The organism is Streptomyces sp. NPDC053069 (assembly GCF_044546895.1).
Lineage (GTDB): Bacteria > Actinomycetota > Actinomycetes > Streptomycetales > Streptomycetaceae > Streptomyces.
Genome location: NZ_JBITZN010000008.1, coordinates 84,564 through 98,740, shown reverse-complemented (window position 1 = coordinate 98,740; position 14,177 = coordinate 84,564). Strand labels below are relative to the sequence as shown.

General features: G+C 70.9%; 11 protein-coding genes. 5 read left to right on the top strand and 6 right to left on the bottom strand.

What is annotated here, in order from left to right:
* Positions 1 to 54 precede the first annotated feature (54 nt).
* From ACIGXP_RS20020 to ACIGXP_RS20010, 3 genes are all read left to right on the top strand, one after another.
* Entirely contained in the window at positions 55 to 741 is a 687-nt protein-coding gene (locus tag ACIGXP_RS20020) for a hypothetical protein (protein ID WP_363219618.1), read from the top strand.
* Positions 742 to 821: 80 nt separating this feature from the next.
* A complete protein-coding gene (locus ACIGXP_RS20015; protein WP_363219619.1) occupies positions 822 to 1,634 on the top strand; it encodes a DsbA family protein in 813 nt (270 codons plus the stop codon).
* A gap of 92 nt (positions 1,635 to 1,726) precedes the next feature.
* Complete coding sequence (locus ACIGXP_RS20010) at positions 1,727 to 3,397, top strand: alkaline phosphatase D family protein (protein ID WP_399770016.1); 1,671 nt, start codon at positions 1,727 to 1,729, stop codon at positions 3,395 to 3,397.
* A 7-nt stretch (positions 3,398 to 3,404) separates the two neighbouring features.
* On the opposite strand, the gene ACIGXP_RS20005 is transcribed toward ACIGXP_RS20010, so the two are convergent.
* Entirely contained in the window at positions 3,405 to 3,983 is a 579-nt protein-coding gene (locus ACIGXP_RS20005) for a dienelactone hydrolase family protein (protein WP_363219621.1), read from the bottom strand.
* Positions 3,984 to 4,087: 104 nt separating this feature from the next.
* On the opposite strand from ACIGXP_RS20005, the gene ACIGXP_RS20000 reads away from it, so the two are divergent.
* A complete protein-coding gene (locus tag ACIGXP_RS20000) occupies positions 4,088 to 5,194 on the top strand; it encodes a mechanosensitive ion channel family protein (protein ID WP_399770013.1) in 1,107 nt (368 codons plus the stop codon).
* A 92-nt stretch (positions 5,195 to 5,286) separates the two neighbouring features.
* Here ACIGXP_RS20000 and ACIGXP_RS19995 read toward each other — a convergent pair whose 3' ends face one another.
* From ACIGXP_RS19995 to ACIGXP_RS19975, 5 genes are all read right to left on the bottom strand, one after another.
* Complete coding sequence (locus ACIGXP_RS19995; RefSeq protein ID WP_363219623.1) at positions 5,287 to 6,873, bottom strand: Na+/H+ antiporter; 1,587 nt, start codon at positions 6,871 to 6,873, stop codon at positions 5,287 to 5,289.
* Positions 6,874 to 6,967: 94 nt separating this feature from the next.
* Complete coding sequence (locus tag ACIGXP_RS19990; protein WP_399770011.1) at positions 6,968 to 7,435, bottom strand: GNAT family N-acetyltransferase; 468 nt, start codon at positions 7,433 to 7,435, stop codon at positions 6,968 to 6,970.
* A complete protein-coding gene (locus ACIGXP_RS19985) occupies positions 7,432 to 8,376 on the bottom strand; it encodes an RluA family pseudouridine synthase (protein ID WP_363218709.1) in 945 nt (314 codons plus the stop codon). Before ACIGXP_RS19985 ends, ACIGXP_RS19990 begins: the two co-directional genes overlap by 4 nt.
* 73 nt (positions 8,377 to 8,449) lie before the next feature.
* Positions 8,450 to 9,049: a signal peptidase II gene (gene lspA, locus ACIGXP_RS19980; protein ID WP_363218710.1), complete on the bottom strand. Its 600-nt coding sequence runs from the start codon at positions 9,047 to 9,049 to the stop codon at positions 8,450 to 8,452.
* A gap of 59 nt (positions 9,050 to 9,108) precedes the next feature.
* On the bottom strand, positions 9,109 to 10,374 hold the full coding sequence (locus tag ACIGXP_RS19975) for a TraR/DksA C4-type zinc finger protein (protein WP_399770008.1): 1,266 nt from the start codon (positions 10,372 to 10,374) through the stop codon (positions 9,109 to 9,111).
* 606 nt (positions 10,375 to 10,980) lie between these two features.
* Between ACIGXP_RS19975 and ileS the strand changes: the two genes are divergently transcribed.
* Positions 10,981 to 14,124, top strand: coding sequence for an isoleucine--tRNA ligase (gene ileS, locus ACIGXP_RS19970; RefSeq protein WP_399770006.1), 3,144 nt, complete (start codon positions 10,981 to 10,983; stop codon positions 14,122 to 14,124).
* Positions 14,125 to 14,177: the final 53 nt, after the last annotated feature.

The following is a 14,177-nucleotide window of genomic DNA, read 5'->3' as shown; positions in this document are numbered from 1 at the left end:
CAGGCACCCTTTAGGGGTCTCTTAACCGCGTACGTGACAGACTCTGCTTTCACCATGGACATATCCGGGACCCAGCTCAGAGCCGTGCGCGCGGCGCTGTTCACGGCTGTCGTCGTGACGCTCAGCACCGCGTCGCACGTGCTGCTGTCGGGGGCCCCGCTGCCGGTGGCGACCGTGCTGGCGGTCTGTGCCGGCGTGTTCGTCACCGCGTACGCGCTGGCGGGCCGCGAGCGCGGCTTCGGCCGGATCGCGGCCCTGCTGATCCCGCTGGAACTGGCCGCCGACACGGTGTTCACCACCGGCCAGCACACCTGTTACGGCAGGGCGGGCGGCCCGGTCGCCGGCCCGCTGCACGCTTTCGGCTTCAAGGTGCTGTGCGAGGGCGGTGCCGTCGGCAGCCCGCTGGCCCGGGTGACCGGGGCCCCGGGCCGCCCCGACGCACTGCTGGCGCACGCCAGTCCGGCGGCCGCCTGGCTGCTGCTCGCCGCGCACATCGGCGTGGGCCTGCTCGCCGCCGCCTGGCTGCGCCGGGGCGAGCGGGCGCTGGTCCAGCTGCTGCGCGCGGTCGCCGCCACCACCTTCCGGCCGCTGCTGCTCGCGGTGGCCGCGGTCACCGTCCGGCTGACCCCGGTCCGCCGGCTGCCGCGCCCGGCCCCGCGCCGGGCCGCCGCCCGCGACCGGCTGCTCGTGCACTCCCTGGGACGGCGTGGACCGCCGTGCTCGCCCGCTGCCGCCCTGTGAGCGGCAGCACCTGAGCACGACCAGTCCCCCACACGTATCCCGCGTACGACATGTGCGCGTCCCACATGGAGATCACCAACATGAGCAAGCGGAACAGCCAGACGGCGAAGACGGCGGCCCGGGAGCGGCTGCGCCAGGAGCGCGAGCGGCAGGCCAAGCGGGACAAGGCCAAGCGGCAGATCATCGTGGCCGCCTCGGTCGTGGCCGTGCTGGCCGCGGCCGGCGGCATCGGCTACGCCATCGTCCAGGCGACCAAGCCCACCGGGTGGGACGCCGCGAAGACCAAGAAGCTCGTGAAGCCGGCCAACACCACGGGCGCGGACGGCACGACCGTCGTCATCGGCAAGAGCACCGCCAAGAAGACCCTCACCATCTACGAGGACCCGCGGTGCCCGGTCTGCTCGGAGTTCGAGCAGAGCGTCGGCCCGACGGTGAAGAAGGACATCGACGAGGGCAAGTTCAAGCTCCACTTCGTCGGTGCGACCTTCCTCGACAACAACCTGCCCGGTGTGGGCTCCAAGAACGCGCTCAGCGCCCTCGGTGCCGCGCTCAACGTCAGCCCTGAGGCGTTCCTGGAGTACAAGGCCGCGATGTACTCGGCGAAGTGGCACCCCAACGAGACCGACGACAAGTTCAAGGACGACGCCTATCTGATCCAGATCGCCGACACCGTCCCCGCCCTGAAGGGCAACGCGGCGTTCCAGAAGGCCGTGAAGGACGGCACCTACGACCGGTGGGCGCTGGAGGAGTCGAAGATCTTCGACAAGGACGGGATCCGGGGCACCCCCACCCTGAAGATGGACGGCAAGAAGCTGACGGGCCCCGACGGCCAGAACGCGCCGTCGAACCCGGCCGACTTCAACAAGGCTCTCGACGCGGCCCTCAAGGGCTGACGGCTCGTCGGAAACCGCCGTTCACGTGAAGAGCGGGCGAACTTTCGAAGTTCGCCCGCTCTTGCCCATACCGATCAGTAACCTGATCGGTCGTGACCAGTCGATACAGAGCATCCGAGGCGTCCAAGGGCCTCAACTCCCTCTCTCCTCGCCGCCGTACGGTCGTCAAGGCCGCGGCGGCGACCGCTGTGCTGGCCGGCCCGCTCGCCGCCGCCCTTCCGGCGCGCGCCGCCGACCAGGCCCCCGCCTTCCTGCACGGTGTCGCCTCCGGTGACCCGCTGCCCGACGGCGTCCTGCTGTGGACCCGGGTGACCCCGACCCCGGAGGCCACGCCCGGCTCGGGCGTCGGTCCGGACACCGAGGTGAACTGGGTCGTCGCCAAGGACAAGGCGTTCACCAGCATCGTCGCCAAGGGCTCCGTCACCGCGACCGCCGCCTCCGACCACACCGTGAAGGCCGACGTCCGCGGTCTGGAACCGGCCACCGACTACTGGTTCCGGTTCTCGGCCGGCGCCACCGACTCCCCGCCGGCCCGTACCCGCACCGCGCCCGCGGCGGATGCGAACGTGTCCGGGCTGCGCTTCGGGGTGGTCAGCTGCGCCAACTGGGAGGGCGGCTACTTCGCCGCCTACCGCCATCTCGCGGCCCGCAGCGACCTGGACGCCTGGCTGCACCTCGGCGACTACATCTACGAGTACAAGTCCGGCGAGTACGCGGCGCGCGGCAGGGTCGTCCGCCCGCACGCGCCCGCGAACGAGATCATCACGCTCGCCGACTACCGTGTCCGGCACGCCACGTACAAGACCGATCCCGATCTGCAGGCCCTGCACCTGAAGGCGCCGGTCATCGCCATCTGGGACGACCACGAATTCGCCGACAACGCCTGGTCGGGCGGCGCCGTCAACCACACCGAGGGCGCCGAGGGCACCTGGACCGCCCGCAAGGCGGCCGCCAAGCAGGCCTACTTCGAGTGGATGCCGGTCCGCACCGCGATCGAGGGAACCACCTATCGCCGGCTGCGCTTCGGCAAGCTCGCCGATCTCTCGCTGCTGGACCTGCGCTCCTTCCGCTCCCAGCAGGCGTCCACCGCCAGCGGCTCGGTGGACGACCCGAACCGGACGATCACCGGCCGGGCCCAACTGGACTGGCTGAAGGCCGGGTTGAAGGCCTCCGACACCAGGTGGCGGCTGGTCGGCAACTCCGTGATGATCGCGCCGTTCGTCATCGGCTCCCTCACCGCCGACCTGTTCAAGCCGCTCGCCAAGCTGCTCGGCCTGCCGCAGGACGGCATCGGCGTCAACACCGACCAGTGGGACGGCTACACCCACGACCGCCGTGAACTCCTCGACCACCTGCGCGCGAACGCCATCGGCAACACCGTCTTCCTGACCGGCGACATCCACATGTCCTGGGCCAACGACGTGCCGGTGGACGCGGGCACCTATCCGCTGTCGCCGTCGGCGGCCACCGAGTTCGTCATCACGTCGGTGACCTCCGACAACCTCGACGACATCGTCAAGGTCCCCGAGGGCACGGTCTCCGCGCTCGCCGCACCGGTCATCGAGGCCGCCAACCGGCACGTCCACTGGGTGGACACCGACCGGCACGGCTACGGCGTGCTGGACATCACCACCGACCGCGCGCAGATGGACTACTACGTCCTGTCCGACCGCACCGACGCGAACGCCACCTCCAAGTGGGTGCGCTCCTACCGCACCCGCAGCGGCACCCAGAAGGTCGAGCGGACCTACGACCCGGTGTAGCCGCGGGCTACGCCGACTGCAGGCTGTCGAGGAAGCCGAGCGCCACCCGCCAGGTGGCCTCGGCGGCCTCGGCGTCGTAGTCCGGCAGCCCGGGGTCGGTGTAGAGGTGCCCGGCGCCGGCGTACCGGTAGACCTCCACATCGGCTCCGGTCCGGCCCATCTGCAGATACCAGGCGCTCAGCCAGTCGTCCGTCTCGAACGGGTCCGGCTCGGCCACATGCAGCTGCACCGGCAGCCCGTCCACGTGCGCGGTCGGCGCGATGTCCGACGTGCCGTGCAGGAGCAGCAGCCCGCGCGCCTTGTCGTCGCCGAGGGCGAGGGTCTGGGCGATGGAGGCGCCGAGCGAGAACCCGGCGTACACCAGTCCTCGCTCCGAGTACGGCGCCGCCGCCAGCACGGCCCGCTTCAGCAGCTCCTCCTTGCCGATCCGCTCGTTGAACTCCATGCCCTCCTCGACGGTGCCGAACGTGCGCCCCTCGAAGAGGTCGGGCGTCCACACCTCGTGGCCCGCCGTGCGCAGCCGGTCCGCGGCGTCGCGCACCGCGGGCCTGAGGCCGTAGGTCGAGTGAAAAAGCATGATGTTCATGAGGCCATGGTGCCAGCCGGTGCGGCAGCGCCTGAGCCGCCGTACCCAGGAACACGCCGAACTCACATGTTCATGGCCGCCGAGCGCCGGTTAGAAGCGGAGGCATGGAAAACCTGCTCCGCCCTGTGATCGTGATCGGCGGCTCGGTGCTGATCACCCTGGCCGTCGGCTGGGCCACCGACCGGCTGCTGTGCAAGGCCGACGCGCGCGACCACGACACCCCTCTGTGGGGGCTGCTGCGCCGTGGCCGCGTCCCCTACCAGCTCGTGCTGTGCGCCGCCCTGCTGCGAGGGTCGTACGACCAGGCGAAGCTGCTGGAGCGGCACCAGGCCGGAATCGGCAGGACGCTGACGCTGGTGCTGATCGGCTCAGCCGCCTGGCTGGTGATCCGGATCGCGGCGGCGGTCGTCGAGACCACCTACAGCCGCTATGCCCGCGCCCACCGGGACCCGGCCCGGGTGCGCAGGGTGCGCACGCAGGTGGAGCTGATCATGCGGGTGGTGTCCGCGATCGTGATCGTCGTGGCGATCGCCGCGATGCTGCTGACGTTCCCCGCGATGCGCGCGGCCGGCGCCTCCCTGCTGGCCTCGGCGGGCATTCTCGGCATCGTGGCCGGCGTCGCCGCCCAGTCGACCCTGTCCAATATGTTCGCCGGGCTGCAGATCGCCTTCGGTGACATGGTGCGTATCGGCGACACGGTCGTCGTGGACGGCGAATGGGGCACGGTGGAGGAGATCACGCTGACCTTTCTGACGGTACGGACCTGGGACGAGCGGCGGATCACCATGCCGGTGTCGTACTTCACCTCCAAACCCTTCGAGAACTGGTCGCGGGGGACCCCGCAGATGACGGGCATCGTCTACTGGCACCTCGACCACAGCGCGCCCGTCGAGGCGATGCGCGAGAAGCTGCGCGACATCCTGCGCCAGTGCCCGGCCTGGGACGGCCGCGCCTACGGCCTGGTGGTGACGGACAGCACACCCACCACCATCCAGGTGCGCGCGCTGGTGACCGCGAAGGACGCCGACGACATCTGGACGGTGCGGGTCACGGTCCGCGAGCAGATGATCACCTGGCTGATGGCCGAGCACGCTTACGCGCTTCCCCGCGTCAACACCTCCGAGGCGGTGCTCCCGCCGCAACGCCTCCCGTCCTGCGACGGCGCCTCACTCCGCAAGGACCACGACCTCCCGCGCACCCGCCGCAGCTGACGCCGGAGCCTTCGACGGCCGCGTCCGGCACGGCCGTTGACCTGGACGACCTGTGACATGGCCCGGCATGCTCATATGACACATGGTCACTGTCACCGCAGACTCCGCACGTCCAGATGCCTGAGCACCCGGTCCACGATCTCCGGATCCGCCCCCGGCTCGCTGCGCGCCGCCAGCACCTCGTGCCGGGCCGCGCTCAGCATCTCGTTCTGGATGTGCCGCACTCGCTTCAGCCGCCGGGCCCGCTGGTGCTGCGCCTCCCTGCGCTCCTCCTCCCCCATGTCGGGACTGATCCGGATCCCGATGTCGAAGGCGCGCCGCAGCATCTGCTCGGACAGGTCCTCGGGCAGGTCCTCCACCTGCTCGATCTCCCGCAGCCGGCGCTTGGCCGCCTTGGCCGCCCGCACCGCCAGCTCCTTCTCGAACTCCTTCTCCCGTTCGGAGTCGGCCCGCACGCCGAGCCACCTCACCAGCGACGGCAGCGTGAGCCCCTGCAAGACCAGTGTGACGATGATCACACCGAAGGCGATGAAGACGATCTCGTCCCGGTCGGGGAACCGGGATCCGTCAGCGGTCTTCAGCGGGACGGCCAGCGCCAGCGCCACCGAGGCCACCCCGCGCATCCCGGACCACCACATCACGACGGTCTCCCGCCGGCTCACCGGGATCTCCTCGTCGTAGTCCCGCCGCGCGTGCAGCCGCTTGGTCAGCCAGGTCGCCGGCAGCAGCCACAGCAGCCGTACGACGATCACCACGCCCACGACGGCGGCGGCCCAGCCGAGCATCTCGCCCCACCTCCCCTGGGCCGTGCGGATGGCGTTGTGCAGTTCCAGGCCGATCAGCCCGAAGGCGACGCCCGTGACGAGGGTGTCGATGATGTCCCAGAAGGTGTGCCCGGCCAGCCGGGTCATCACGTCGTCGGCGTCGGTGGCGTACTCGGCGAGGAAGAGCGCCGTGGTGAGCACCGCCAGCACCCCCGAGCCGCGCAGCTTCTCCGCGAGCACGTAGGAGGCGTAGGGCACCAGCAGGGTCATGCCGATCTGCAGGGTCGGATCGCCCAGCAGGTCCATGAGCCGGTTCGCGCCCCAGCCGAGCACCAGGCCCACGGCCACCGCGACGACGGCGGACAGCACGAGGTCCAGGCCGGCCCGCCACGGTGAGAACGAGCCGCTCACGGCCGCGGCGATCGCCACGTGGTACAGCACGATGGCCGTGACGTCGTTGAAGAGTCCCTCGCCCTCCAGGATCGACACCAGGCGGCGCGGCAGCCCGAGCCGTCCGGCGACGCTGGTCGCGGCGACCGGGTCGGGCGGGGCGATCAGCGCGCCGAGCGCGACGGCGGCGGCGATCGGCAGCCCCGGCACGATCGCGTTGGCGACGAACGCCACGCACACCGTCGTCACGAACACCAGGGCGACGGCCAGCAGGAAGATCGGCCGGATGTTGGCCGCGAACTGGCGCCAGGAGGTACGCCGTACGGCGGCATAGAGCAGCGGCGGCAGCAGCCCGGGCAGGATCAGGTCCGGCGGGATGTCCACGTCGGGCACGAAGTCGGCCACCGCGAGGACCCCGCCGAACAGCGTCATCAGCACCGGCGCCGGCACCCCGAACCGGTCCCCCACCGGGACGCTCACCAGGGCCCCGAGCAGCAGTACGAACAACAGGGCCAACTGATCCACGGCCGGCACTCCGGGAGTCGACGATCACACGGCAGGCTTCAAGCCTGCCATCCGGCCGCCGGGGACGCAGGCCCCCCGACGACGCGGCGGACGCCTACAGGGCGCGGCGCATCGCCCGGTGCGGAATGCCGGCGTCCGGGAACTCCGGGCCGTACGCCGCATAGCCGAGGCGTTCGTAGAAGCCCAGGGCGTGTGTCTGCGCGTGCAGGTCCACCGCGGTGAGGCCACGCGCGCGTGCCGCGTCCTCGATCGCCCGCACCAGCGCTGCGCCGACACCGAGCCCGCGGGCCTCGCGGGAGACGGCGAGCCGCCCCAGGGAGCCCACCGACGCGTCACCGCCCGTCTTCGCCGCGGCGGCCTCGCCGTGCAGCAGCCGTCCGGTGCCGAGCGGCACACCGTCCTCACGGACCGCCAGGACGTGCACCGCGACCGCGTCATGGGCGTCGTACTCGATGTCCTCGGCGACGCCCTGCTCGACGACGAAGACCTGCTCGCGGACCGCGAAGCACGCCTCGCGGTCGGCGGGGTCCTCGGCGATCCGGACGGTGTACGGCGCGCTCACGCGTAGGTGTCCTCGCGGACCTGGTCGAGGGCCTTCTGCAGGTCCTCGGGGTAGTCGCTCGCGAACTCCACCCACTGGCCGTCCCCGGGGTGTTCGAAGCCGAGGCGCACCGCATGCAGCCACTGGCGGGTCAGGCGCAGCCGCTTGGCGAGGGTGGGGTCGGCGCCGTAGGTCAGGTCACCGACGCAGGGGTGGCGGTGGGCGGCCATGTGGACGCGGATCTGGTGGGTGCGTCCGGTCTCCAGCTTCACGTCCAGCAGCGAGGCGGCGCGGAACGCCTCGATCAGGTCGTAGTGCGTCACGGAGGGCTTGCCGTCGGCCGTGACCGCCCACTTGTAGTCGTGGTTCGGGTGGCGGCCGATCGGCGCGTCGATCGTGCCGCTCGTCGGGTCCGGGTGGCCCTGGACGAGGGTGTGGTAGCGCTTGTCGACCGTGCGCTCCTTGAACTGGCGCTTGAGCGAGGTGTACGCCCGCTCCGACTTGGCGACCGCCATCAGGCCCGAGGTGCCGACGTCCAGACGGTGCACGATGCCCTGGCGCTCGGCGGCGCCGGAGGTGGAGATCCGGTACCCGGCGGCGGCGAGACCGCCGATGACGGTGGGGCCGCTCCAGCCCGGCGACGGGTGCGCGGCCACGCCCACCGGCTTGACGATCACGACCACGTCCTCGTCGTCGTGCACGATCTCCATGCCCTCGACCGGCTCGGCGACCACCTGCACCGGCGCGGGCGCCTGCGGCATCTCGACCTCCAGCCAGGCGCCGCCGCGCACCCGCTCGGACTTGCCGACCACCGCGCCGTCGACCTGGACCTTGCCGGCCGCGGCCAGCTCCGCCGCCTTCGTGCGGGAGAAGCCGAACATGCGGGAGATGGCGGCGTCGACGCGCTCGCCCTCCAGGCCGTCGGGCACGGGCAGGGTACGGATCTCGGGAATCGTGCTCACCCGTCGAGTATGCCGGACGGGCCGGACCGCCCCGAACGCGCCTGTGGACAACTCCTGCGCGGGAGGGCGGCCCTCAGTCCTTGTGGACCGTGCCGTCCGGGTCCAGGCCGCGGAAGGACAGCAGCACGATCAGGATGCCGCCGCACACGATCGCCGAGTCCGCCAGGTTGAACACGGCGAAGCCCTTGGGAGCGATGAAGTCCACGACCTTGCCCTCGAAGACCCCGGGCGACCGGAAGATCCGGTCGGTGAGGTTGCCGAGGGCACCGCCGAGCAGCAGGCCGAGCGCGATGGCCCAGGGGTAGCTGTAGAGCTTGCGGGCCAGGCGGATGATCACCACGATCACGGCCGCGGCGATCAGGGTGAAGATGATCGTGAAAGCCGCGCCGAAGCCGAAGGCCGCGCCCGGGTTGCGGATGGCGTTCAGCTCCAGCCAGTTCCCGATCAGTTTGATCGGCTCGTGCCCTTCCAGCTTGGCGACCACGAGCGTCTTGCTGATCAGGTCGAGCGCGTACGCGAACGCGGCCACCGCGAAGAGCAGGGCGATCCGGCGCCCGCGGCGGTCCCGTACCGGGGCCGGGACCTGCTGCTCGTCCGCCCCGGCCGCCGCCGTCCGCTCGCCGCTGCCGTCCGGGGTGTCCGGCGTACCGATGATGCGCTCCGCCTCTGCCACGTGAGTCCCTCAACCTAGGTGCCTGACTGAGGACGAGACTACGGCACGGCCCGGCGCGCTCAGGAGCGGCGTTCCTGCTTCTGTTTGCACTCCACGCACAGCGTGGCCCGCGGAAAGGCCTGCATCCGGGCCTTGCCGATGGGCTTGCCGCAGTTCTCGCACAGGCCGTAGGTGCCCGCGTCCAGCCGTTCCAGGGCGTGCTGGTTCTGGATCAGCATCTCGCGCGCGTTGGCGGCCAGCGCCAGCTCGTGCTCGCGCGTGATGTTCTTCGTACCGGTGTCGGCCTGGTCGTCTCCCGCGCCGTCGCCGGAGTCCCGCATCAGGCCCGCCAGGGACGCCTCGGAGGAGCTGATCTCGTTCTGCAACCGCTCCACCTCGGACAGCAGCTCGGCACGGGCCTTCGCGACCTCTTCCGGGGTCCAGGGTTCCTCGCCGGGGCGCACCGCCAGTTCGCCGGGCTCCGCCGCGGCGACCCGCGCCTTGGGAACGGCGGTCTCCGCCGTGGCCGTGCCAGGAGTCTTCTTCGCAACCACTGTCGTGGCTCCCGTCTGCTTCGCGGCCCGCGCCGCGCCCGCTTTCTTGGCCCTGCTCGTGTGGGCCGCCTCCGTGGAGACGCCCTCGGCGGCCGTCTTCGTGCCGCCGGCCTTCTTCGCCGCCGGCTTCCTGACGGCCGTCTCCTCCGCCTCCGCCACCCCCTTCGCCGCGGTCTTCTCCCCGACGGCCTTCATGGACACCTGCTTCTTGGACACCTGCTTCTTCGGAACCGCTGCCCTGTCCGCCACCGCCTCGCCGACGACCGCCTTCCTGGCAGCCGCAGCCGCCTTCCCTCCGGCCCCCTTCTCGACGGCCGCTTCCTTGACCAGCACCTTCTTGCCGACCGTCGCCTCCGCCCCGGACTTCTTGGCGGCGATCTTCTTGGCTGCGGTCTTCTTGGCTGCGGTCTTCTCGGCAGCCGTCCGCTTGGCGCCCGTCCTCTCGGCGGCCGTCCTCTCGGCGGCCGTCTTCTTTGCTGCCCTCTCCGCGGCGCCCGTCCTCTCGGCAGCCCTCTCCTTGGTGGCCGTCTGCTTCGCCGTGGTCTTCTTTGCGGCCGTTTTCCGGGCGGCGGCCGTCGCCCTGGCAGCCGTCCCTTTCACCGCCGCCTTCGTGGCGGCCCGTTCTGCGCCCGCTCCCCCCGTGTCCTTTCCCCCGGACCCCTTCCCCCCGGTCGCCCCCTTCTTCCCGGCCACTCCCTTGGCCTCACCGCCGGAGGCAGCCGCACCGGAGGCAGCCGCGCCCCTGCGCCGGCCGGTCGCCGGCTGCTGTACGGCGGTCTTTTTCGCCACCATGGCCGCGGCCCCTTCACATATTGTGATCTTGCTCGCGAATCGTGCTGGGACGATAAATCGACTTGAGTCCCGCGGCAACGGGGCACACCGCCCGATTCGCCCGCCCGCACCCCCCGCGCAGCGGGCCTGCATCCGTTGTGCCCAGCTCCCCGCCGGGTAATCCGCCGGAGCCGGGCCTCGCCGGACCCGAGCGCACGCCCCCTCGCCATTCGGGTCACCCCGGCCCCTCGCACCGCCCGCCGCGGCACCGCACGGAAATCCGGTCGGCCGCTGTCCGCGCGGCGCCGTACACTGGGCGGAGCGAAAAGCGTGGATGGGGACGAGTAGCGGCGTACGCAGCCGAGAGCGATCCGGGGACGGTGTGAGCCCGGGGGCGAGCGCGACGTGAAGATCACCCCGGAGCCGCCGGAAGAAAGCCACAGCCGCAAGGCGAGCGCGAGTAGAACCGGCTTCGCGACCCCAATGAGGGGGCTCACCGGCGCGTACGGCGCGACGGAGGGCCAAGGAGGGTGGTACCGCGGGAGCGCGCCGCACACGGCGTAGGCAGGATCGAAGGCTCTCGTCCCTCCGACGGAAGGCAGCAAGTCCGTTGGAGGATGCTCGCAGATGACAGCGCCGACGTACCGCCAGGTGCCCGCACAGGTCGACCTGCCCGCTCTTGAGCACGCCGTGCTCGACTTCTGGCGCGACCAGAAGATCTTCGCCAAGAGCCTGGAGCAGTCCGAGGGCCGCCCGGAATGGGTGTTCTACGAAGGCCCGCCCACCGCCAACGGCATGCCCGGCGCCCACCACATCGAGGCGCGCGTCTTCAAGGACGTCTTCCCCCGCTTCCGCACCATGCGCGGCTACCACGTGGCCCGGAAGGCCGGCTGGGACTGCCACGGCCTCCCGGTGGAGCTGACGGTCGAGAAGGAGCTCGGCTTCAGCGGCAAGCAGGACATCGAGGCGTACGGCATCGCCGAGTTCAACGCCAAGTGCCGCGAGTCCGTGCTCCGCCACACCGACGCCTTCGAAGCGCTCACGACCCGGATGGGCTACTGGGTCGACCTCAACGACGCGTACGTCACGATGGCCCCCGAGTACATCGAGTCCGTCTGGTGGTCGCTGAAGGAGATCTTCACCAAGGGCCTGCTGGTCCAGGACCACCGCGTCGCCCCCTGGTGCCCGCGCTGCGGCACCGGCCTGTCCGACCACGAGCTGGCGCAGGGCTACGAGACGGTCGTGGACCCGTCCGTGTACGTCCGTTTCCCGATCACCTCCGGTCCGCTCGCCGGCCAGGCCGCGCTCCTGGTGTGGACGACGACCCCCTGGACCCTGGTGTCCAACACGGCGGTCGCCGCGCACCCTGAGGTCACCTACGTCGTCGCGACCAACGGCGAGGAGAAGCTCGTCGTCGCCGAGCCGCTCGTGGGCAAGGCGCTCGGCGAGGGCTGGGAGAGCACGGGGCAGACCTTCACCGGCGCCGAGATGGAGCGCTGGACGTACCAGCGTCCGTTCGAGCTGGTGGAGTTCCCCGAGCCCGCCCACTTCGTGGTGAACGCCGACTACGTCACCACCGAGGACGGCACGGGTCTGGTCCACCAGTCCCCCGCCTTCGGTGAGGACGACCTCAAGGTCTGCCGCTCCTACGGCCTGCCGGTCGTGAACCCGGTCCGGCCGGACGGCACCTTCGAGGAGGACGTCCCGCTGGTCGGCGGCGTCTTCTTCAAGAAGGCGGACGAAAAGCTCACCGAGGACCTTCAGCAGCGCGACCTCCTCTTCAAGCACCTGCCGTACGAGCACAGCTACCCGCACTGCTGGCGCTGCCACACCGCGCTGCTCTACTACGCGCAGCCCTCCTGGTACATCCGCACGACGGCGATCAAGGACCGCCTCATCCAGGAGAACGAGAGGACCAACTGGTTCCCGGCAACGGTCAAGCACGGCCGTTTCGGCGACTGGCTGAACAACAACATCGACTGGGCGCTGTCCCGCAACCGCTACTGGGGCACCCCGCTGCCGATCTGGCGCTGCGAGGACGACCACCTCACCTGCGTCGGCTCCCGCGCGGAGCTGACCGAGCTGACCGGCACGGACCAGTCGGGCCTGGACCCGCACCGCCCCTTCATCGACGAGGTCACCTTCGCCTGCCGCCACGACGGCTGCGGCAAGACGGCCACGCGCGTGCCGGAGGTCATCGACGCCTGGTACGACTCGGGTTCCATGCCGTTCGCGCAGTGGGGCTACCCGTACAAGAACAAGGAGCTGTTCGAGAGCCGCTACCCGGCGCAGTTCATCTCCGAGGCGATCGACCAGACCCGCGGGTGGTTCTACACGCTGATGGCCGTCGGCACGCTCGTCTTCGACAAGTCGTCGTACGAGAACGTGGTCTGCCTCGGTCACATCCTCGCCGAGGACGGCCGCAAGATGTCCAAGCACCTGGGCAACATCCTGCAGCCGATCCCGCTCATGGACCAGCACGGCGCGGACGCGGTCCGCTGGTTCATGGCGGCCGGCGGCTCCCCGTGGGCGGCCCGACGGGTCGGCCACGGCACCATCCAGGAGGTCGTCCGCAAGACGCTGCTGACGTACTGGAACACGGTCGCCTTCCAGGCGCTGTACGCCCGTACGTCGAACTGGGCGCCGTCGGCGGCCGACCCGGCGCCGGCCGACCGGCCACTCCTGGACCGCTGGCTGCTGTCGGAGCTGCACGCGCTCACCGACCAGGTGACCCAGGCGCTGGAGGCGTACGACACCCAGCGCGCCGGCAAGCTGCTGTCCGCGTTCGTCGACGACCTGTCGAACTGGTACGTCCGCCGTTCGCGGCGCCGCTTCTGGCAGGGCGACAAGGCCGCGCTGCGCACGCTGCACGAGGTGCTGGAGACGGTCACGAAGCTGATGGCGCCGATCACCCCGTTCATCACCGAGCGGGTGTGGCAGGACCTGGTCGTGCCGGTGACCCCGGGCGCGCCGGAGTCCGTGCACCTGGCCTCCTGGCCGGAGGCCGACCTGTCGGCGATCGACCCGGAGCTGTCCCGGCAGATGGTCCTGGTCCGCCGGCTGGTGGAGCTGGGCCGGGCCACGCGCGCGGAGTCGGGCGTCAAGACGCGTCAGCCGCTGTCGCGCGCGCTGATCGCGGCGACCGGCTTCGAGTCCCTGGACCCGGAGCTGCACACGCAGATCACCGAGGAGCTGAACGTCTCCTCGCTGGCGTCGCTGTCCGAGGTCGGCGGCAGCCTCGTGGACACGACCGCCAAGGCCAACTTCCGGGCGCTGGGCAAGCGGTTCGGCAAGCGGGTGCAGGAGGTGGCCAAGGCCATCGCCGGTGCCGATGCCGCCGCGCTGTCCCTCGCCCTGCGTGAGGGCACGGCCTCGGTGGAGGTCGACGGTGAGACGGTCACCCTCGCTCCGGACGAGGTGATCATCACGGAAACCCCGCGTGAGGGCTGGTCGGTGGCCTCCGACTCCGGGGCCACGGTCGCGCTGGACCTGGAGATCACGGAGGAGCTGCGGCAGGCGGGGCTGGCCCGTGACGCGATCCGGCTGATCCAGGAGGCCCGCAAGAACAGCGGTTTGGATGTGGCCGACCGGATCGCACTGCGCTGGGCATCGACCGACCCTGCGGTGGTCGCTGCGCTGGCCGAGCACGCGGAACTGATCGCCGAGGAGGTCTTGTCGACCGACTTCCAGCAGGGTGAGGGCGACGGCAGCTTCGGCGAGCCGTTCACCGACGAGGGGCTGTCCCTCACGTTCCGGCTGCGCAAGGCGTAAGCGCCGAGCGGTGTGAGAAGGGCCCGGCTCCATTGAGGAGGCCGGGCCCTTCT